14 protein-coding genes are annotated in these 20,956 nt (G+C 74.4%); 9 read left to right on the top strand and 5 right to left on the bottom strand.

From position 1 onward, the window contains the following. Window positions 1–3: 3 nt before the first annotated feature. The 3 genes from BMZ33_RS04330 to BMZ33_RS04320 form a co-directional block, all read right to left on the bottom strand. Complete coding sequence (locus BMZ33_RS04330; RefSeq protein WP_091108248.1) at window positions 4–1,371, bottom strand: maltokinase N-terminal cap-like domain-containing protein; 1,368 nt, start codon at window positions 1,369–1,371, stop codon at window positions 4–6. Then, the gene (gene treS, locus BMZ33_RS04325) at window positions 1,368–3,218 is read right to left on the bottom strand and encodes a maltose alpha-D-glucosyltransferase (protein ID WP_091108246.1); all 1,851 of its coding nucleotides are present in this window, start codon (window positions 3,216–3,218) and stop codon (window positions 1,368–1,370) included. The genes BMZ33_RS04330 and treS overlap by 4 nt, the downstream gene beginning before the upstream one ends. Before the next feature lie 94 nt (window positions 3,219–3,312). Beyond that, window positions 3,313–5,340 carry an alpha-1,4-glucan--maltose-1-phosphate maltosyltransferase gene (locus BMZ33_RS04320; RefSeq protein WP_091108856.1) on the bottom strand — a complete coding sequence of 676 codons (2,028 nt, stop codon included), beginning with the start codon at window positions 5,338–5,340 and terminating at the stop codon, window positions 3,313–3,315. Window positions 5,341–5,470: 130 nt separating this feature from the next. Between BMZ33_RS04320 and glgP the strand changes: the two genes are divergently transcribed. Continuing rightward, window positions 5,471–8,020 (top strand): alpha-glucan family phosphorylase, encoded by a 2,550-nt coding sequence (gene glgP, locus BMZ33_RS04315; RefSeq protein ID WP_091108245.1) that lies wholly within the window; start codon window positions 5,471–5,473, stop codon window positions 8,018–8,020. Window positions 8,021–8,146: 126 nt separating this feature from the next. Continuing rightward, entirely contained in the window at window positions 8,147–9,151 is a 1,005-nt protein-coding gene (locus tag BMZ33_RS04310; RefSeq protein ID WP_091108242.1) for an FHA domain-containing protein, read from the top strand. A 180-nt stretch (window positions 9,152–9,331) separates the two neighbouring features. Here BMZ33_RS04310 and glgX read toward each other — a convergent pair whose 3' ends face one another. Continuing rightward, the gene (glgX, locus tag BMZ33_RS04305) at window positions 9,332–11,479 is read right to left on the bottom strand and encodes a glycogen debranching protein GlgX (protein ID WP_169063876.1); all 2,148 of its coding nucleotides are present in this window, start codon (window positions 11,477–11,479) and stop codon (window positions 9,332–9,334) included. A 63-nt stretch (window positions 11,480–11,542) separates the two neighbouring features. Here glgX and BMZ33_RS04300 point away from each other — a divergent pair, with 63 nt between their 5' ends. From BMZ33_RS04300 to BMZ33_RS04275, 6 genes are all read left to right on the top strand, one after another. After that, complete coding sequence (locus tag BMZ33_RS04300) at window positions 11,543–12,382, top strand: ABC transporter ATP-binding protein (protein ID WP_169063875.1); 840 nt, start codon at window positions 11,543–11,545, stop codon at window positions 12,380–12,382. 36 nt (window positions 12,383–12,418) lie between these two features. Beyond that, complete coding sequence (locus BMZ33_RS04295; RefSeq protein ID WP_091108239.1) at window positions 12,419–13,204, top strand: enoyl-CoA hydratase/isomerase family protein; 786 nt, start codon at window positions 12,419–12,421, stop codon at window positions 13,202–13,204. Window positions 13,205–13,343: 139 nt separating this feature from the next. Beyond that, entirely contained in the window at window positions 13,344–14,501 is a 1,158-nt protein-coding gene (locus tag BMZ33_RS04290; protein ID WP_091108237.1) for an ABC transporter substrate-binding protein, read from the top strand. 137 nt (window positions 14,502–14,638) lie between these two features. Then, window positions 14,639–15,412: an ABC transporter permease gene (locus BMZ33_RS04285; RefSeq protein WP_169063874.1), complete on the top strand. Its 774-nt coding sequence runs from the start codon at window positions 14,639–14,641 to the stop codon at window positions 15,410–15,412. Continuing rightward, window positions 15,409–16,323: an ABC transporter permease subunit gene (locus tag BMZ33_RS04280; protein ID WP_169063873.1), complete on the top strand. Its 915-nt coding sequence runs from the start codon at window positions 15,409–15,411 to the stop codon at window positions 16,321–16,323. The genes BMZ33_RS04285 and BMZ33_RS04280 overlap by 4 nt, the downstream gene beginning before the upstream one ends. After that, entirely contained in the window at window positions 16,320–17,405 is a 1,086-nt protein-coding gene (locus tag BMZ33_RS04275; RefSeq protein ID WP_091108235.1) for an ABC transporter ATP-binding protein, read from the top strand. The genes BMZ33_RS04280 and BMZ33_RS04275 overlap by 4 nt, the downstream gene beginning before the upstream one ends. A 3-nt stretch (window positions 17,406–17,408) precedes the next feature. On the opposite strand, the gene BMZ33_RS04270 is transcribed toward BMZ33_RS04275, so the two are convergent. Next, a complete protein-coding gene (locus BMZ33_RS04270; RefSeq protein WP_091108233.1) occupies window positions 17,409–19,562 on the bottom strand; it encodes a serine/threonine-protein kinase in 2,154 nt (717 codons plus the stop codon). Between the two features lie 209 nt (window positions 19,563–19,771). On the opposite strand from BMZ33_RS04270, the gene cds1 reads away from it, so the two are divergent. Further along, window positions 19,772–20,887, top strand: coding sequence for an L-cysteine desulfhydrase Cds1 (gene cds1 / locus BMZ33_RS04265; RefSeq protein WP_091108852.1), 1,116 nt, complete (start codon window positions 19,772–19,774; stop codon window positions 20,885–20,887). Window positions 20,888–20,956: the final 69 nt, after the last annotated feature.

Here is a 20,956-nt window from a genome sequence, read left to right as displayed (position 1 = left end):
CGGTCATGCCTCGGCCGTGAGCCGGGACAGCGAGTGCAGCGGGATCATCAGCCAGTGCGGCCGGTTGCGCGCCTCGTAGACGCACTCGTAGACGGCCTTGTCCGCCTCGAAGGCCCGCAGCAGGGGGGAGTCCCCGCACGGGTCCATCCCGCTGGCGGCGGAGTAGCCGGTGCAGAAGGCCCCGCGGTTGCGCACTGCCCACTCCTGCGCCCGGTACGCACGCTGCGGGTCGCCGGGCTGCTCCACGAGCATGTGGCGCGCGGCGTAGTCGAAGCTGCGCAGCATGCCCGCGACGTCGCGCAGCGGGCTGTCGAGCTGGCGCCGCTCGGCCAGCGGCCGGGCCGGCTCGCCCTCGAAGTCCAGGACCACCCAGCCGGTCGCCGTCCGCAGCACCTGGCCCAGGTGCAGGTCGCCGTGCACCCGCTGGCGCAGCACGGTCTCGGGGCTGTCGGCCACCCGCGCGTAGACCGCGCGCAGGCCGGCGAGGTGCTCCTCCAGCTGCGGGACGACGGCCAGCGCCTGCTCCAGCCGCGCGGCCATCGCCTGCGCGGTGGCGCCGAACCACTCCCGGTCGGCCGGCTCGCTGGGCAGCACCTGCGCGAGGTCGGCGTGCACCGACGCGGTCGCCGCACCCAGCCGCTCGCTGTCGGCGGCGAAGTCGCCGCCCACCTCGTCGGCGTGCAGGTCGCCCTCGGCGTAGAGGTCCCGGACGCTGGCGGTGGCCAGCCGCCACCCGTCGCTGGCGCCCCGCACGAACGTCTGCAGCATCGCCGCGGTCGCGGGCTCGGCGCCGGGCTCGTCGATCTCGATGTGGCCGAGCAGCGGCGCGATGTGCTTGTTCTCGGTGCGTCGCAGGGCGTCGTGGATCTCCACGTCGGGGTTGAGCCCGGGCTCGAGCCGGCGGAACAGCTTGAAGATCGCGTCCTGGCCGTAGACCAGCGAGGTGTTGCTCTGCTCGGTGGACACGATGTCGCCGGGCGCACCGTCGGGGATCGACGCGACACCGGCCGGGTGGAAGTGCATCGGCCCGACGGTCGAGGCGGCCACCAGGTGGGTCAGCCACGGCACCGTCGCGTCGCGGTCGCGCATCGCGTCGTAGGCGTAGTTCTCCCGGTCGGCCCCGGGGACGGCGCCGATGAACGCCGAGCTCAGCTCCTCCTCGGGGTGGGCCCGCCACGACAGCGGCACCAGGTAGGTCTCGGTGGCGCCGTCGGTGTAGCCGACCCGGACGCGGTGCACCGAGACCACCGGCTCGGTGCGGGAGAGGAAGAACCCCTCCTCGGTGACCTCGGCCCACTCGCGGCCCTTGCCACCGAACCAGCGCTGGTGCGGCATCCAGTCGCGCAGCAGCTCGGTCAGGGCGGTGCTCATCGGGTTCCTCCGGTGCTGGACGGGACGTCGTCGCCGGTGCGCGTGTCGCTGCCGCCGGGGATCTGCTCGGCGTCGGACACCACGCCGGCGGCCAGCAGCGAGTCGGCGACGGGGCTCGAGGTCTGCCCGGCGTCCTCGACCACCGGCTCGGGCTCCTCCTGCGGCCTGGCCAGCTCGAACCAGTAGAAGCCGTGGCCGGCGAGGGTGAGCATGTAGGGCAGGACGCCGATCTGCGGGAACTCGACCCGGCCGGTGAGCTCGACGGGCGTGTAGCCCTCGAAGCGGCGCAGGTCGAGCTCCACCGGCTGCGGGAACCGGGAGAGGTTGTTCACGCACAGCACCACGTCGTCGCCGAACTCGCGGACGAAGGACAGCACGGTCGGGTTGCGCGAGCCGATCTCCTCGTAGGTCCCGCGGCCGAACGTGGGGTGCTCCTTGCGGACCTGGATCATCCGGCGGACCCACTGCAGCATCGAGTTGGTGTTGCGCAGCTGCGCCTCGACGTTGGTGGTCTGGTAGCCGTAGACCGGGTCCTGGTTGAGCGGCAGGTACATCCGCTGCGGGTCGGCGGTGGAGAACCCGCCGTTGCGGTCCGGCGTCCACTGCATGGGGGTGCGGACGCCGTCGCGGTCGCCGAGCCAGATGTTGTCGCCCATGCCGATCTCGTCGCCGTAGTAGAGGACCGGCGAGCCGGGCAGCGAGAGCAGCAGGGCGTTGAACAGCTCGAGGGTGTTGAGGTCGTTCTCCAGCAGCGGCGCCAGCCGGCGGCGGATGCCGATGTTGGCCTTCATGCGGGGGTCCTTGGCGTACTCCGCCCACATGTAGTCGCGCTCCTCGTCGGTGACCATCTCCAGGGTCAGCTCGTCGTGGTTGCGCAGGAAGATGCCCCACTGGCAGTTGTCGGGGATCGGCGGCGTCTGCGCCATGATCTCCGAGATCGGGAACCGCTGCTCCCGACGCGCGGCCATGAACAGCCGCGGCATCACCGGGAAGTGGAAGGCCATCTGGCACTCGTCGCCGTCCTCGCCGAAGTACTCGACGACGTCGGCCGGCCACTGGTTGGCCTCGCACAGCAGCACCCGGTCGGGGTAGTCGGCGTCGACCACCTTGCGGACGTGCTTGAGGAACTCGTGGGTCCGGGGCAGGTTCTCCCCGTTGGTCCCCTCCTCCTCGAACAGGTAGGGCACCGCGTCGAGCCGGAAGCCGTCGATGCCCAGGTCCAGCCAGAACCGGAGGGCGTCGATGATCGCCTCCTGCACCGCCGGGTTCTCGAAGTTCAGGTCGGGCTGGTGGGCGAAGAAGCGGTGCCAGAAGTACTGCTTGCGCACCGGGTCGAACGTCCAGTTCGAGCTCTCGGTGTCGACGAAGATGATCCGCGCGTCGGCGTAGCCGGTGTCGTCGTCGGCCCACACGTAGAAGTCGCCGTAGGGGCCCTCGGGGTCGCTGCGGCTGGCCTGGAACCAGGGGTGCTGGTCCGAGGTGTGGTTCATGACGAAGTCGATGATCACGCGGATGCCGCGGCTGTGGGCCGCCTGCAGCAGGTCGCGGAAGTCCTCGATGTCGCCGAACTCGGGCAGCACCGCGGTGTAGTCGCTGACGTCGTAGCCACCGTCGCGCAGCGGCGAGGCGAAGAACGGCGGCAGCCACAGGCAGTCGACGCCGAGCCACTGCAGGTAGTCGAGCTTGTCGAGCATGCCGCGGAGGTCGCCGACGCCGTCGGCGTTGCTGTCCGCGAAGCCGCGGACGAGCACCTCGTAGAAGACCGCGCGCTTGTACCAGAGCGGGTCGGTGCCGCGTGCGGGCAGGCCGGAGGCGGTGTCGTCGGAGTCGGGCACGGGGAGCGTCATCGGTGCGGGTGGCCCTCGTGAGTGTGTCGGTGGTGGGTGGGGTGCGGCCCCTGCAGGGGCCCGCCGCGAGCCTGCGAGTGGTGGGGAGGAGGGGTCAGGGGACCGCGGGCGGCCAGGTCACCGGCCGGGGCAGGTGGACCGAGAAGACGTGCGCCGGCTCCCAGTACGGGTCGAGCTCGACGTAGTTGAACTGACCCCAGTCGTAGCGGGCGCCGGTCAGCTCGTCGGTCACCGCGAAGCGCTCGTGCCAGTCCAGGCCCAGGCCGGGGAGGTCCAGCGACGTCGTCCCGATCTGCCGGTTGTGGCTGTCCAGCGAGCAGACGACGAGGACGGCGTCCTGCGAGCCCGGGTCGGTCTTGGAGAAGCAGATCAGGTTGGCGTTGTCGACGGCGTGGAAGCGCAGCGTGCGCAGCTGCTGCAGCGCCGGGTGCTGCCGCCGGATCTCGTTGAGCCGCCGCAGGTAGGGCGCGAGGCTGCGCCCGGCGGCCTCGGCGCCGGCCCAGTCGCGCGGCCGCAGCCGGTACTTCTCGCTGTCGAGGTACTCCTCGCTGCCCGGCCTCACCGCCACGTGCTCGTAGAGCTCGTAGCCGGAGTAGACGCCCCACGTCGGGCTCATCATCGACGCGAGCACCGCCCGGATCTTGAACATCGACGGGCCGCCGTACTGCAGGCTCGCGTGCAGGATGTCCGGGGTGTTCACGAAGAAGTTCGGGCGCATGTAGTGCGCGTTGGCGGCCAGCTCGCGGCCGTACTCCTCGAGCTCGTCGCGCCCGGTCCGCCAGGTGAAGTACGTGTAGGACTGGGTGAACCCGATCCGCGCGAGCTGGTGCATCATCGCCGGCCGGGTGAAGGCCTCGGCGAGGAAGAGCACGTCCGGGTCGGTCTGCTTGACCTCCCAGATGAGCCAGTGCCAGAAGTCCAGCGGCTTGGTGTGCGGGTTGTCGACCCGGAAGACCCGCACCCCGGCCTCGACCCAGACCCGGATCACCCGGAGGCACTCGGCGTAGATGCCCTCGGGGTCGTTGTCGAAGTTGACCGGGTAGATGTCCTGGTACTTCTTCGGCGGGTTCTCCGCGTAGGCGATCGTCCCGTCCGGCTTCGTGGTGAACCACTCCGGGTGGGCCTCGACCCACGGGTGGTCCGGGGCGGCCTGCAGCGCGAAGTCCAGCGCCACCTCCATGCCGAGCTCGCGGGTGCGTGCGACGAAGGCCGTGAAGTCCGCCATCGTGCCGAGCTGCGGGTGGACGGCGTCGTGCCCGCCCTCGGCACTGCCGATGGCCCAGGGCGAGCCGACGTCGTCGGGGCCGATCTCGTGCGGGTTGCCACCCGGGTACTGCGGGGTGTTCGGGCCCTTGCGGTTCACCGTGCCGATCGGGTGGATCGGCGGCAGGTAGACCACGTCGAAGCCCATGTCGGCGACGGCCGGCAGCCGGTCGGCAGCGGTGGCGAAGGTGCCGTGCGTGGGGGTGCCGCCGACGACGGGTCCCTCCGAGCGCGGGAAGAACTCGTACCAGGAGCCGTACAGCGCGCGCGGGCGGTCGACCCACACCTCGTACTCGGGCGACGGCGTCACCAGCTCCCGGACCGGGTGCTCGTCGAGGTACTGCTGCAGCGCCGAGGACAGCGCGGGGGCGACCCGGTCGTGCAGGCTGCGCACACCGTCGCGGAGGGCGGTCACGGCCTCGCGGAGCCGGCCGCGCCACTCGTCCTCGGCGTCCGCGGCCACCCGCTCGAACAGCCGGGCGCCCTCCTCGAGGTCGTTGGCCAGCTCGTCCGCGCCCTGGCCGGCCTCGATCTTGACCTCGACGGCGTGGTGCCAGGTGGCCAGCGGGTCGCTCCACGCCTCGACGCGGAAGGTCCAGCGGCCCTCCCGGTCGGGCACCACCGTGGTGAGCCAGCGGTCGGGCTGGTCGCCGTAGCGGCGCATGCGGGTGAACGGCCCGCGGCTGCCGTCGGGACCGGTCCAGACGACGTCGGCGGCGACGGCGTCGTGGCCCTCGCGGAAGACGGTGGCGGTGACCGGCAGGTGTTCACCGACCACGGCGCGGGCCGAGAACGACCCGCAGGACACGACGGGGGCGACATCGGTGATGCCGAGGCGGAGGTCAGCGCGGCGAGTCATCCGGGCCACGCTATCCACCCCGGGGACCGGCCACACATCGGCCGCCGAGGGGACCGCACGGTTCCCCAACACGGGGGTGGCGCGCCGGTCCGGCCCTGTCCCGGCGGGGATCGCTGACTAGGCTCTCGGCGTGCGAGCACTGCGTCGGTTCACCGTCCGCGCGGCCCTCCCGGAGGCCCTGACACCCCTGTCCCAGCTGGTCATGAACCTGCGCTGGTCGTGGCACGCCGAGACCCGCGACCTGTTCGAGGAGCTCGACCCCGAGCTCTGGCAGACCTGCGGCAACGACCCGGTCAAGGTCCTCGGCGAGGTGTCGGCCGAGCGGCTGGCCACCCTGTCGCGCGACCGCCGGTTCCTGCGCCACATGCAGGACGTCGTCGACGACCTGGAGGACTACCTGTCCTCACCGCACTGGTACCAGTCGCTGGGGCCCGACGCCCCGCGCAGCATCGCCTACTTCTCCGCCGAGTTCGGCATCACCGAGGTGCTGCCCCAGTACTCCGGCGGCCTGGGCATCCTCGCCGGCGACCACCTCAAGGCCGCCTCCGACCTCGGCGTGCCGCTGGTCGGCGTGGGCCTGCTCTACCGGGCCGGCTACTTCGAGCAGGGCCTGTCGGCCGACGGCTGGCAGCTCGAGCGCTACCCGTCGCTGGACCCGCACGGGCTGCCGGTCAAGCTGCTGCGCCAGCCGGACGGGTCGGCCGCCGTCGTCAGCGTGCCGCTGCCTGAGGGCCGCACGCTGCACGCCCACGTGTGGCGGGCGCAGGTGGGCCGGGTGTCGCTGCTGCTCCTCGACAGCGACATCGAGGAGAACAACCCCGCCGAGCGCGGCGTCACCGACCGCCTCTACGGCGGCGACGAGGACCACCGGCTGCGCCAGGAGATGCTGCTGGGCATCGGCGGGGTCCGGGCGCTGCGCACCTACTGCCAGCTCACCGGCACGCCACAGCCGGAGGTGTTCCACGCCAACGAGGGTCACGCCGGCTTCCAGGGCGTCGAGCGGATCCGCGAGCTCACCGAGTCCCACGGGCTGTCCTTCCCCGAGGCGCTGCAGGCCGTCCGCGCCGGCACCGTGTTCACCACCCACACCCCGGTGCCGGCCGGCATCGACCGCTTCCCGCGGGCGCTCATCGAGCGGTACTTCGCCGGCTTCGGCGTCCCGCTGGAGCACCTGATCCCGCTCGGCGCCGAGGACGACCCGTCGAAGTTCAACATGGCGCACATGGGCCTGCGGCTGGGGCAGCGGGCCAACGGCGTCAGCCAGCTGCACGGGCACGTCAGCCGCTCGATGTTCAGCGACCTGTGGCCCGGCTTCGACCAGGGCGACGTCCCGATCTCCTCGATCACCAACGGCGTGCACGCGCCCACCTGGACCGCCCGCGAGCTGGTCGAGCTGGGCACCCAGAGCTCGCGCACGGGCGACCCGTCCGAGGGCCGGGGCGCGGCGGTCTTCGACGGCGTCGACCGCATCCCCGCCGGCGAGCTGTGGGCCACCCGCCGGATGCTGCGCGGCCGGCTGGTCGAGGAGGTGCGCCGGCGGCTGCGGGAGACCGCGCTGTCGCGGGGCGCGGCCGAGACCGAGGTCGGCTGGACCGACAGCGCCTTCGACCCCGACGTCCTCACCATCGGCTTCGCCCGCCGGGTGCCCTCGTACAAGCGGCTGACGCTCATGCTGCGCGACCCGCAGCGGCTCAAGGCGCTGCTGCTCGACCCGGACCGGCCGGTGCAGCTGGTCATCGCCGGCAAGAGCCACCCGGCCGACGACGGCGGCAAGCAGCTGATCCAGCAGATGGTGAAGTTCGCCGACGACCCCGAGATCCGGCACCGCATCGCGTTCCTGCCCGGCTACGACATCGGCATGGCCCGCTACCTGTACTGGGGCTGCGACGTCTGGCTGAACAACCCGCTGCGGCCGCTGGAGGCCTGCGGCACCTCGGGGATGAAGGCGGCGCTCAACGGCGGGCTCAACCTCTCCATCCGCGACGGGTGGTGGGACGAGTGGTTCGACGGCCAGAACGGCTGGGCCATCCCGACCGCCGACGGGGTCACCGACGCCGAGCGCCGCGACGACGTGGAGGCGCGGGCCATCTACGACCTGCTCTCGACGCAGGTGCTGCCGCGGTTCTACGAGACCGACCGCGACGGCGTCCCGACCCGCTGGGTGGAGATGGTGCGGCACACGCTGCGCGAGACCGGCCCCAAGGTGCTCGCCACCCGGATGGTCCGCGACTACGTCGAGGGGCTCTACGTCCCCGCGGCGGGCTCCTCGCGCACCATGGCCGACGCCGGCTACGGCCCCGCGCGCACCGAGGCGCAGTGGCGGGCACGGCTGCAGGAGAACTGGACCGGCGTGCGGGTGGCCCACGTCGAGGCCACCGGTGCCGGCGACACCCCGGAGATCGGGTCGACGCTGGCCCTGCGCGCCGAGGTGGAGCTGCCGCAGCTGACCCCGGCCGACGTGCAGGTGCAGGCGGCCTACGGGCGGGTCGACGACGCCGACGGCCTGCACGAGGTGACGACGGTGCCCATGGAGCACGAGCACACCGAGGGCTCCCGGCACTGGTTCAGCGCCACGCTGCCGCTGGAGCGGACCGGCGCGTTCGGGTACACCGTGCGCGTGCTGCCGCACTCCGAGCACCTCGCCGACCCCGCTGAGCTGGGGCTCGTCCGCTCGGCGTAGCGGGCGCGACCCCGCGCGGGCACCCCAGCCGTCACGCCGGTCGCAGCGTCCCCACCGGGCGCGCGAACCGGCGTGGCGGTGGCGCCGGGACGCCCACTCGCCCCGCTGGTCACTAGGCTGGCGCGCATGCCCGACCGCTGTGAAGTCCTGCCCGGAGACGCCGTCGTCGCCCGACGCGGCGGTGGGCTGCTCTGGGTGGACGCTCCCGGTTCGCCCGCCCTGGTCGCCGCACTGCACGCCTGCCTTGGCGTGACCGGCCCCGGCGCCGACCGCGTGCTCGCGGCCGTCGCCGCCCAGGTCGCCCCGCTCGCCGGCGGCGGGGCGTCCTTCGCCCTGGTGCTCGTCGACTCGGCCGAGGGGTCGGGCACCGGCGTCGCCCTGTGGTCGGGCAAGGGCCAGCCCGCCGTCGACGGCGTCCCGGTGTCGGGCTCGCCGGTCGACGGGTGCAGCGTCGCCGCCGGCTTCCCGGTGGGGTCGACCCTCTACGTCGGCCCCGGCCAGGCCGCGCCGCAGATGCCGCCGGGGGTGGCCTACGACCTGACCGAGGGCACGGTCCCCGGCTCGGGCGCGCTCCTGCAGCTGGCCGCCACGGCGCACGCCTCGGCCGCCGCGCCGCCGGCGACCGCGCAGCCGTCCTCCTACACCGCCGGTTCCGACGCCGGGTTCGCCGGTGCCTCGGCGGGCTTCGGCGGCTCGCCGTTCGGCGGGGCCGGCTCGTCCGTGGTCGGCTCGCCGGCCCCCGCCGACAAGGGCGGTGAGGAGACGGCGTTCTGGAAGCCCGACGTCGTCGCGCCGGTGCTGCGCTTCGACGACGGGCTGGTCGTGACCGTCGACGAGGACCTGGTGCTCGGCCGCCGTCCCGACAGCCACGAGCTGGTCACCAGCGGGACGGCCCGCCCGGTGCCGATCGCCGACACGCAGAACGTGCTGTCCTCGGCGCACGCCGCGATCCAGCGCAGCGGCAACGAGGTCACCCTCACCGACCTGGGCTCGCTCAACGGCACCCACGTCGCCGGCCCCGAGGCCACCGAGTGGACCCAGCTCGAGCCCGGCGTCGCCCACCCGCTCTCCGACGGCGACCGCCTGCTGCTCGGCTGGACCGTCATCACCTACGAGCTCCCGCAGGACTGAGCACATCGTCGGCCTGCCGGCCGACACCGCGGCCAGGAGCCGTCCCCGACCTGCGCGGAGCCGCTGCCCGTGTCCCGGCCGGGGACCCTCCGGGCCCCGCGACCGGTCCACCCTGGGGAGTGCCGTCCCCGACCCGGCGGAGCCCCGGCCGTCCTTGGGCGGGGCTCCGCCGTCGCGGCGTCAGGGGCGGCGCAGGACGCGGAGCAGCCAGACCGTGCGGGCGGGCACCTCGATCGGGCCGGGCGCCACGACGGTCGGCCGCGGCGGCGCCCCGGTCGGGTACTCGGTGCTGACGGCGAACTCGTAGCCGTCGGCCCACGGCGGCCCGGGCAGCTCGACGGTGACCGGCCCGGGGCCCGCGTGCAGCTGCACGAGGTAGGAGTCGTCGGCCACCCGCCGGCCGCGCTCGTCGCGGTGCCGGATGCCGCGCCCGTCGAGGTACATGCCGATCGTCTGCAGCCGGTTGTCGAACCAGTCGGCGGTGGTGAGCTGCCCGCCGTCCGGGGCGAACCAGGCCAGGTCGCGGGTGCCGCCGGTGCCCGGGATCTCGTGGCCCTCGAAGAACGCCTCCTGGCGCAGCACCGGCGAGCTGCGGCGCAGCCGCACCAGGCGGCGGACGAAGGCGAGCAGGTCGGCGTCGACGGCGTCCCAGTCCAGCCAGGAGACCTCGTTGTCCTGGCAGTAGGCGTTGTTGTTGCCGCCCTGCGTGCGGCCCAGCTCGTCGCCGGCGGTGAGCATCGGCACGCCGGTGGACAGCAGCAGCGTGGTCAGGTGGTTGCGCACCTGCCGGGCACGCAGGGCCAGCACCGCGGGGTCGTCGGTGGGCCCCTCGACGCCGCCGTTCCAGTTGCGGTTGTGGCTCTCGCCGTCCCGGTTGTCCTCGCCGTTGGCCTCGTTGCGCTTGCGCTCGTAGGTGACGAGGTCGGCGAGGGTGAACCCGTCGTGGGCGGTGACGAAGTTGACGCTGGCGAAGGGGCGCCGGCCGTCGGAGCGGTAGAGGTCCGAGGAGCCGGTCAGCCGGTAGGCCAGGTCACGGACGCCGACGTGCGCGCCCGACCACACGTCGCGGACGGTGTCGCGGTACTTGCCGTTCCACTCCGTCCACAACGGCGGGAAGTTGCCCACCTGGTAGCCGCCCTCGCCGACGTCCCACGGCTCGGCGATGAGCTTCACCCGGCTGACCACCGGGTCCTGGTGGACGACGTCGAAGAACGCCGAGAGCCGGTCGACGTCGTGGAAGGACCGCGCCAGCGCGCTGGCCAGGTCGAAGCGGAACCCGTCGACGTGCATCTCGGTGACCCAGTAGCGCAGCGAGTCCATGAGCAGCGCCAGCACCGCCGGCCGGCGCACGTCGAGGGTGTTCCCGCAGCCGGTGTAGTCGGTGTAGCGGGCCGGGTTCTCGCCGGCGAGCCGGTAGTAGCCGCCGTTGTCGATGCCCTTGAGCGACAGGGTCGGGCCGGTGTGGTCGCCCTCGGCGGTGTGGTTGTAGACCACGTCGAGGACCACCTCGATGCCCGCGGCGTGCAGCGCCTTGACCATCGCCTTGAACTCGGTCACCTGCGCGCCGCCGGACCCGGCGGAGCTGTAGGCGGCGTGCGGGGCGAAGTAGCCGAGGGTGTTGTAGCCCCAGTAGTTGGTCAGCCCGCGGCGCAGCAGGTGCGGCTCGCTGACGAAGTGGTGCACCGGCAGCAGCTCGACCGCGGTCACCCCGAGCGAGCGCAGGTGCTCGATGAACGCCGGGTGCGCCAGGCCCGCGTAGGTGCCGCGCAGGGCCGGCGGGACGTCGGGGTGGCGCCGGGTGGCGCCGGCGACGTGCACCTCGTAGATGACGGTGTCCGACCACGCGGTCTGCGGCCGCCGGTCGCCGTCCCACGGGAAGGAGTCGTGCACGACCACGCCGCGCGGCACGTACGGGGCGGAGTCCCGCGGGTCGGCGGCCCCGGACTCGCCGGTCTCGAACGGGAAGCCGAAGAGCGCCGGGTGCAGCTCCAGGTCGCCGTCGACGGCCCGGGTGTAGGGGTCCAGCAGCAGCTTGGCCGGGTTGAACCGGGCGCCGGAGGCCGGGTCGTAGGGGCCGTGCACCCGGTAGCCGTAGCGCTGGCCGGGGCCGACGCCGGGCAGCCGGCCGTGCCACACCTGGTGGGTGGTCTCCTGCAGCCGGTGGCGGTGCTCGGTGCCGTCAGGGTCGAACAGGCACAGGTCCACGGCGGCGGCGCCGGCCGACCACAGCGCGAAGTTCGTGCCGGTGCCGTCCCAGTGCGCCCCCAGCGGCGCGGGGGAGCCCGGCCACACCTCCGCGTCGTCGGCGCCGTCCTGGGGAGTCCTCACCCGGCGATACTGCCAAGTCCGGCTGACGGGCGGCGGGACGCGGGCTGTTGGTTGGATGGGGTCGTGTCGAGCAGCGCCGCGTCCCCCCGGCCCGCCGGACCCGAGAGCGTCGTCGAGATGCGCGGGGTGGACGTCGTCCGCGGCCAGACGCACCTGCTGCAGGGGGTGGACTGGACCGTCCTGCCCGACCAGCGCTGGGTCGTCCTCGGTCCCAACGGCGCGGGCAAGACGACGCTGCTGCAGCTGGCCGGCGCGCACCTGCACCCCACGCGGGGCGAGGTGACGCTGCTCGGCGAGACGCTGGGCGCGGTCGACGTCTTCGAGCTGCGGCCGCGGATCGGGCTGACCAGCGCCGCGCTGGCCCAGCGCATCGAGCCGGGGGAGCGCACCGGCGACGTCGTCGTCTCCGCCGGGTACGCCGTCGTCGGCCGGTGGCGGGAGCGCTACGACATCCACGACCTGTCGCGGGCCGCCGCCCTCATGCAGCAGTGGGGCGTCGCGGGCATCGCGCACCGGCCCTTCGGCACCCTGTCGGAGGGCGAGCGCAAGCGGGCCCAGATCGCCCGCGCGCTGATGCCCGACCCCGAGCTGCTGCTGCTCGACGAGCCCGGCGCCGGGCTCGACCTCGGTGGCCGGGAGGACCTGGTCGGCCGGCTGTCCGAGCTCGCCGCCTCGCCCGCCGCGCCGGCGCAGGTGCTGGTCACCCACCACGTCGAGGAGATCCCGCCGGGCTACACGCACGCGCTGCTGCTGCGCGGGGGGCGGGTGGTGGCCGCCGGGCCGCTGGACGGGGTGCTCACCGCGGACCGGCTCTCCGAGACCTTCGGCCTGCCCCTGGACCTGTCCCGCTCCGACGGCCGGTTCACCGCCCGACGCAGGGGCACGGTCCCGGCTCCTCGTTAGGGTGCGGCGACGACGTCGTCCCCAGGAGGTCCGCAGATGGCAGCGCCGGAGTACGTGACCCTGTCGGTGGAGGGCGGGGTGGGCACCATCCGCCTCGACCGGCCGAAGATGAACGCGATCGACGAGCAGCTGCACTGGGAGGTGCGCGCGGCGGCGCTGGAGGCCGGCGAGCGCGCCGACGTGCGGGCCGTCGTCCTCTACGGCGGCGAGCGGGTCTTCGCCGCCGGCGCCGACATCAAGGCCATGTCCCAGCTCGACGGCCGCTCGATGGTCGCCTGGGGCCGGGAGCTGACCAACAGCTTCACCGCGGTCGCGCACATCCCCAAGCCGGTCATCGCCGCGATCACCGGGTACGCCCTCGGCGGCGGCTACGAGCTGGCCCTGTGCGCGGACTTCCGGGTGATGGGCGCCGGCGCCAAGGTCGGCCAGCCCGAGATCCTGCTCGGCGTCATCCCCGGGGCCGGGGGCACCCAGCGGCTGGCCCGCCTGGTCGGCCCGGCCAAGGCCAAGGACCTCGTGTTCACCGGCCGCCACGTGGGCGCGGAGGAGGCCCTGGAGATCGGCCTGGCCGACGCCGTCGTCCCCGACGCCGAGGTCCACGACACCGCCGTCGCCATGGCGCGCAAGTTCGCCGCCGGCCCGCCGCTGGCCCTCGCCGCGGCCAAGAAGGCGATCGACGAGGGGCTCGACCTGCCGCTGGGCCGGGGCCTGGAGCTGGAGAGCCGGCTGTTCGCCGGGCTGTTCGACACCGAGGACCAGGACACCGGGATGCGCTCGTTCCTCGAGCAGGGGCCGGGCAAGGCCACGTTCAGCGGCCGCTGAGCGGTCATCACGAGTTCGCCAAGGTGTCCCCGCACGCCCTGACGCGGACCATCCCGTTCTGTCACGATCCGCGGGACCCCTCCGGCACCGGCCCGCCGGTGCCGGAGGAGCCCCGGACCGCTCGTCGAGGAGGACGCCCGTGCGACGCCCTGCCACCCCCACCCTGAGGACGACGGCCGTGTTCGCCGCCGCCGCCCTCGCCCTGTCGGCCTGCGGCGGGGGTGACGGCGGCTCGGGCGGCGGCTCGGGCGGCGGTCCCGACGCGGCGAGCGCCACCTCCGCCGAGGACCTCGGCGGCATGGACGCCCTCGTCGAGGCCGCGCAGGCCGAGGGCGAGCTCAACGTCATCGCGCTGCCGCCGGACTGGGCGAACTACGGCGAGATCATCTCCACCTTCGAGGAGGAGTACGGGATCACCGTCAACAGCGCCTCGCCCGACGGCTCCAGCCAGGACGAGCTCAACGCGGTGGAGAGCCAGCGCGGGCAGGACCGCGCTCCCGACGTGCTCGACCTCGGCACCGCCTTCGCCCGGCAGGCCCAGGCGCAGGACCTGCTCGCGCCCTACCAGGTGCAGACCTGGGACGACATCCCCGAGGACCAGAAGGACCCCGAGGGCCACTGGTACAACGACTACGGCGGCTACGTCTCCATCGGCTGCAACGCCACGGTGATCGCCGAGTGCCCGACCACGATCGCCGACCTGCTCGACCCGCAGTACGCCGGCCAGGTCGCCCTCAACGGCAACCCGACCCAGGCCGCGGCCGCCTTCGCCGGCGTCTGGGCCGCGTCGCTGGCCAACGGCGGCAGCCTCGACGACATCGGCCCGGGCATCGACTTCTTCGCCCAGGTCAAGGAGGCCGGCAACTTCAACCCGGTCGAGATCACCCCGGCGACCATCCAGAGCGGCGAGACCCCGCTGGCCATCGACTGGGACTACAACAACGCCGGCCTGACCGACACGCTCGCCGAGCAGGGCGTCGAGTGGCAGGTCGCCGTCCCCTCCGACGGGCTGTTCGGCGGCTACTACAGCCAGGCCGTCAGCGCCTACGCGCCGCACCCGGCCGCGGCCCGGCTGTGGCAGGAGTTCCTCTACAGCGACCAGGGGCAGAACCTCTACCTCGCCGGCGGTGCCCGGCCGGTCCGGCTGCCCGCGATGGAGGAGGCCGGCACCGTCGACGCCGAGGCGCTGGCCGCCCTCCCGCCCGTCGAGGGCACCGCGGACTTCCCGACCCAGGAGCAGGAGAGCGTCGCCCAGCAGGTGGTCGCGACCCGCTGGAACCAGGAGATCTCCGGCTGAGCACCGTCGTCCCGGCTCCCGCGCCGGCGTCCCCCCGGGGGCGCCGGCGCGGGAGCCCACTGCTCGCGCTGGGCCCGGTCCTGGGGATCGCCCCGTTCCTGCTCTACGTCGCGGTCTTCCTGCTGCTGCCGGTCGGCGTGCTGACCGTGGAGGCCTTCCGCGCGGTCGACCCGGTGACCTTCGAGGAGTCGTGGTCGGCGGGCAACATCGGCACGATCACCGGCGGCGCCTACGCCCGCTCCTACCTCGGCAGCCTGCAGCTGTCGGCGGTCACCGCGGTGCTCAGCGCCGTCCTCGGGCTGGCGCTGGCGTTCGCGATCGTGCGCAGCCGCCGCAACACCCTGCTGCGCCGGCTGGTGCTCACCGCCTCCGGCGTGCTGGCCAACTTCGGCGGCGTGCCGCTGGCCTTCGCCTTCCTCGCCACGATCGGCAACGCCGGCGTGGTCACCGCGGTGCTCACCGGCCCGCTCGGCCTCGACGGCTTCCGGCTGGCCTCCCTGACCGGCCTGGCGCTGGTCTACCTCTACTTCCTCGTCCCGCTCATGGTGCTGACCATCGTCCCGGCGCTGGAGGCGCTGCGCCCGCAGTGGCGGGAGGCCTCCGACGTGCTGGGCGGCAGCGGCTGGCACTACTGGCGGCACGTGGGCGGGCCCGTCCTCGCCCCGCCGGTGCTGGGCGCCACCATGCTGCTGTTCGCGTCGGCGTTCGCCGCCTACGCCACCGCCAAGGCGCTCGTGGGCAGCAGCGTGCCGCTGGTGACGCTGCAGATCGCCGACTCGCTGTCGAGCAACGTCGTCGTCGGCGCGGAGAACCTCGGCAAGGCCCTCGCGCTGGGCATGGTCGTGCTCGTCGGGCTGGTGATGGTCTTCTACACGTGGGTGCAGCGGCGGACGTCGCGGTGGCTGGCGTGAGCGCCACCACCGGACCGGCGACGTCGACCGGCCTGTCCACCGCGGCGGTCGCCGGCGCCGGCGGGGTGGAGCCCGAGCCGCCCGCCCGCCCCGCCCGGCGCGGCCGCGGGTGGTGGCGCTGGGCCGTCTTCGCCGTCCTCGGCGTGTACTTCCTCGTCCCGCTGGGCGCCTCGGTGTGGTTCACCGTGCGCGACCGGGGGCGGGGCGGGGTCAGCGCCGACGTCTACGCGGGCATCCCGACGGCGGAGGGCTTCGCGGAGAACTTCGGCCGCTCGCTGGCCCTCGGGGCGCTCACCGTGCTCATCGCGCTGCTGCTGGTGGTGCCCACCGTCGTCCTGGTGGAGCTGCGGCTGCCGCGGCTGCGGCCCCTGGTGGAGCTGCTCACCCTCGTGCCGCTGCTGCTGCCGCCGATCGCGCTGGTGGTCGGCGTGCGCAGCGTCCTCGCGTGGGCGCCCGAGCACTTCCTCGGCACCCCGCTGGCCGACGCGTTCTTCGCCCTCCAGGAGCCGGCGCTGCCCTGGATCCTGGTGCTGGTCTACGTCGTGCTGGCGCTGCCGTTCGTCTACCGGGCCCTGGACGCCGGCGTCCGCGGCGCCCAGCTGCGCACGCTGACCGAGGCCGCCCGGGTGCTGGGCGCCTCGTGGCCGCGGGTGATGACCTCGGTGGTGCTGCCGGTGCTGCGCACGTCGGTGCTCAACGCCGCCTTCCTCACCCTGGCGCTGGTGCTCGGCGAGTTCACCGTCGCCAACATCCTGGGCTTCGAGACCTTCCCCACCTGGATCGTGCGCATCTCCGGCTCGCAGCCGCAGCTGTCGGTCGCCGTCTCGGTGCTCTCCCTGCTGCTCACCTGGGCGCTGCTGCTGCTGATCTCCGCGCTGGACCGCCGGCGCCGCGAGGAGGACCCCGCATGACCGCCGTCCGCCCGGCCGCCCCCGCCGACCTGCGCGAGGCGCCCGGCGTCGCCGTCCGGCTGGAGGGGCTGACCCGCCGCTACGGCTCGGTGCTCGCCCTCGACGGGCTGGACCTCGAGATCGCCGGCGGGGAGTTCCTCGCGCTGCTCGGGCCCTCGGGCTGCGGCAAGACGACGGCGCTGCGGGCGATCGCCGGCTTCGAGGTCCCCGACTCCGGGCGGGTGTGGTTCGACCGCCGCGACGTGACCGGGCTGCCGCCGTCCCGGCGCGACGTCGGCATGGTGTTCCAGGCCTACAGCCTGTTCCCGAACATGACCGTGGCCGACAACGTGGCCTACGGGCTGCGGGTGCGCCGCCGGGACCGGGCGGAGCGGGCCGGGCGGGCCGCCGAGCTGCTGGAGCTGGTCGGGCTGGCCGACCGCGGCGGCCGCTATCCCCACCAGCTCTCCGGCGGGCAGCAGCAGCGGGTGGCACTGGCCCGCGCGCTCGCCGTCGCCCCCCAGGTGCTGCTGCTCGACGAGCCGCTGTCGGCGCTCGACGCGCAGGTGCGCGTGCAGCTGCGCGAGGAGATCCGCCGCATCCAGTTGGAGCTGGGCACCACCACCGTCTTCGTCACCCACGACCAGGCCGAGGCCCTGTCGGTGGCCGACCGGGTCGGCGTCATGCGGGAGGGCCGGCTGGAGCAGGTGGCCTCGCCCGACGAGCTCTACGAGCGCCCGGCGACGGCGTTCGTGGCCGGCTTCGTGGGCACGATGAACCGCATCCCCGCCGTCCTGGGCGACGGCGACGTCGAGTTCCTCGGCGTGCGCCGCGAGGTGCTCGGCGGCGCGCTCCCGGCGGGGCCGGCGTTCGCGCTGGTGCGCCCGGAGGCGCTGGTGGTCGCTACCGACCCGCAGGGCGGCGGCCGGGTGGTCACCCGCACCTTCTCCGGCGCCACCACCCGGCTGGCGGTCGCGCTGCCCGACGGCCTGGAGGTGACCGCCGACGTCCCCAGCGCCGACAGCCTGGGCCTCACCCCGGGGACGGCGGTCTCCGTCACCCCCGCCGAGCGCCCCGCGCTGGTCGAGCCCGCGGGGGACTGAGCCTCACGCGGCGAGGTCGTAGACGACGACCGTGGCCGAGTACAGGTTGGTGACGTAGCCCCGCCGCCCGTCGGGGGACACGCCGATGCTGGTCGGCCCGTCGCCGGTGGTCGGTTGCGCGGTCACGGCCAGCGTCTCGGCGTCGACCACCGACATCGTGTCGCCCTCGACGTCGGCGGTGTAGAAGCGCGCCCCGTCCGGCGCCCAGGTCACGTCCTGGGGGCGCTGCCCGACCGGCCCCTCGACCGGCGCGAGGCTCGCCACGTCGACCAGGTGGACGGTGCTGCTGTCGAAGGCGACCACCGCGACCCGGCTGCCGTCGGGGGAGATCGCCACGCTGTGCGGGGCGGCACCGGCCGGGATCTCCGCCAGCACCCGGCCGTCCGCGGTGAGGTCGAGCAGCGAGAGCACGCCGGACTCGTGGTTGGCCGTCCACGCCCGGGTGCCGTCCTCGCTGACCGTGATCCAGTGCGGGTTGCGCGGGACCGTGTAGGAGGCGACCTCCGCCCCGGTGGCGGTGTCGAGCACCTGCACCCGGGCCTCGTCGTGCAGCGGCACGTACAGCAGCCGGCCGTCGGGCGAGGTCTCCGGGACGTAGGGGCGCGTCCCCACGTCGACGGTCTGCAGGACCTCGTTGGTGGTGGTGTCGACGAAGACGACGACGTTGACCGTGTAGTCGGCGTTGAACGCCGTGACGTAGGCACGGCTCCCGTCGGGGGAGAAGGCCACGTACTGCGGGGGTGCGGCGTCGATCGGGATCGTCGAGGAGACCTGCAGCGAGGTCGTGTCGAACACGCTGACCACGCCCTCCGCGCGGTGCGCGATGTAGGCGTAGCGGCCGTTGGGGGCGACCGCCAGGTAGCCGGGCGTGGGCCGCACCGGGATCGGCTCGCCCAGCTGGGTGGGGACGGCGAGGCTGGCCGGCGGGGGACCGGTCGGCCGGGGCGGCGGCGTGGCCCCCTCGGGCGCGAGGGTGCTCTCCGGCGTGCTCTCCGGCGTGCTCTCCGCCGTGCCGCCGGGTGAGCCGGCCGCGTCCGCACCGCCGTCGTCCCGGGGCCACAGCAGGGCGGCGACCCCCGCGGCGACGAGGACGAGCACCAGCGCGGTGACCAGCGCGACCCGCCGGCCCCGGCGCCGCGGCCGCGTCGCGGGTGTCTGCCCGCGGAGCGGCGGGGGCGGGAGCGGGGGCCCGGGCAGCTGCTGCACGGAGCTGTGCGCGCCGTCGCCGGACCGCACGCCCAGCACGGTGGGCGGGGCGGAGGGCACCGGCGCGGTGGTCCGCGGCGGGACGGCGGGGTCCGGCGGCGGGGCGGCCCCGGCTGCGGGCGCGGCGGCCGGAGCCGCCTGCAGGGCCGCGCGGGCGGCGTCGACCAGGGCACGCGGGGTGGGGAAGCGGTCCTCGGGGCGCTTGGCCATGCCCTGCGCGATCACCTCGTCCATGGCCTCGGGGACCCCGGCGACCAGCTCGCTGGGCCGCGGCGGGTCGACGTAGAGGTGGGCGTAGAGCAGCGCCGGCAGGTCCTCGCCGCGGAAGGGGCGGCGCCCGGTCAGGCACTGGGCCAGGACGCAGGCCAGCGAGTAGACGTCGACGCGGCCGTCGATCGGCTGGTCGGTGAAGCGCTCGGGCGCCATGTAGTCCAGCGTCCCGACCGTCGCGCCGGTGATCGTCAGCGACGTCCGCGTGCTGCCGATGGAGCGGGCGATGCCGAAGTCGACGACGTAGACGAAGTCGCTGGGCGTGACCAGGACGTTGCTCGGCTTGACGTCGCGGTGCACCAGGCCGTCGGCGTGCGCGGCCTCCAGGGCGTCGGCGACCTGCGCCAGCAGCGCCACGGTCCGCTCCGGCGGCAGCGGCCCCTCCTCGAGCAGCCGGCCGAGGTCGCGGCCGTCGACCAGCCGCATGTCGATGAACAGCCGGCCGTCGATCTCGCCGTAGTCGTGGATGGGGACGACGTGCGGCTCCCGCAGGCGGGCGGCGACGTGCGACTCGCGGCGGAAGCGGCCGGCGAACTCGGCGTCGCGGTTGAGGGCCTCCGGCAGCAGCTTCAGGGCCACGAGCCGCTCCCGGCGGGTGTCGCGGGCACGCCACACCTCGCCCATGCCGCCGGTGCCGAGCAGCTCCTCCAGGAGGTAGGGGCCGAACTCTCGGGGGGACATGGCGGCTCCTCGGCAGGCCGGCCGTGGTGCCGCGGGCCGGCCGGGCAGGCGGGTGGCGGCGGGGAGCGTAGGCAGCGCGGCGTCCGGGCGGCCCGGCCGCGGTCCCCGCGCGCGCCCGGCGCGGATCCCCGGCGCCGCGCCCCACCGCAGTGCAGTCCCGCGACGACGCAGCGTGCCCGGCCGTGCCGGCGGTGCACCAGACTGGCCCGGTGAGCCAGCCCGCCCCGACCGCCGCCGCCGACGTCGACCGCTCCGACCCCGCCGGCCGGGCCTGGGTCGACCGCGCGGTGGCCGCCGTCGAGGCCGACGCGCTGCGCAGCGCCGACACCCACCTGCTCGTCTACCCCCTGCCGCCGGAGTGGGGCGTCGACCTCTACCTCAAGGACGAGTCGACGCACCCGACGGGCAGCCTCAAGCACCGGCTGGCGCGCTCGCTGTTCCTGCACGCGCTGTGCTCGGGCTGGATCACCGAGGGCAGCACCGTCGTCGAGGCCTCGAGCGGGTCGACGGCGGTCAGCGAGGCCTACGTCGCGCGGATGCTCGGCCTGCCCTTCGTCGCGGTCATGCCGGCCTCGACCAGCCGGGAGAAGATCGCGCTGATCGAGCGGTACGACGGCCGCTGCCACCTGGTCGAGCGCGCCTCCGACGTCTACGACGAGGCCCGCCGGCTGGCCGCCGAGACCGGCGGGCACTACCTCGACCAGTTCACCCACGCCGAGCGGGCCACCGACTGGCGCGGCAACAACACCATCGCCGAGTCGGTGTTCGAGCAGCTGGCCCTGGAGCGCCACCCGGTGCCCGAGTGGGTGGTGGTCGGCGCGGGCACCGGCGGCACCAGCGCCACCTTCGGCCGCTACCTGCGCTACCGGCGGCACCCGACCCGGCTGGCCGTGGTCGACCCGGAGGGCTCGGCGTTCTTCCCCGGCTGGGTGGCCGACGACCCGGGCGCGACGACGGGGACGCCGTCGCGGATCGAGGGCATCGGCCGGCCGCGGGTGGAGCCGTCCTTCCTGCCCACGGTGGTCGACCGCATGATCCGCGTCCCCGACGCCGCCTCGCTGGCGGCCACCCGCCACCTGGAGCGGGTGACCGGCCGGCGGGCCGGCGGCTCGACCGGCACCAACCTGTGGGGCGCGTTCCGGCTGGTCGCCGAGATGCTCGCCGAGGGGCGCACCGGGAGCGTGGTCACCCTGCTCTGCGACGGCGGCGAGCGGTACGCCGACACGTACTTCGCCGACGAGTGGGTGGCCGCCCGGGGCCTGGACCTGGCGCCCGCCGCGGCGGTGCTGGAGGAGTTCACCGCCACCGGCCGCTGGACGGCGTGACCGCCGTCACGGGCACCCGGGCACGGGGGGCCGTTACCCCGCAGTAACCTCCACTATCGGAGCCAGGCG

Origin of the sequence: Geodermatophilus dictyosporus (genome assembly GCF_900115505.1) — a bacterium.
In the GTDB taxonomy this organism is placed as follows: domain Bacteria; phylum Actinomycetota; class Actinomycetes; order Mycobacteriales; family Geodermatophilaceae; genus Geodermatophilus; species Geodermatophilus dictyosporus.
Note: the sequence above shows the minus strand (reverse complement) of the source record. Positions and strands in the feature narration are given on the sequence as shown.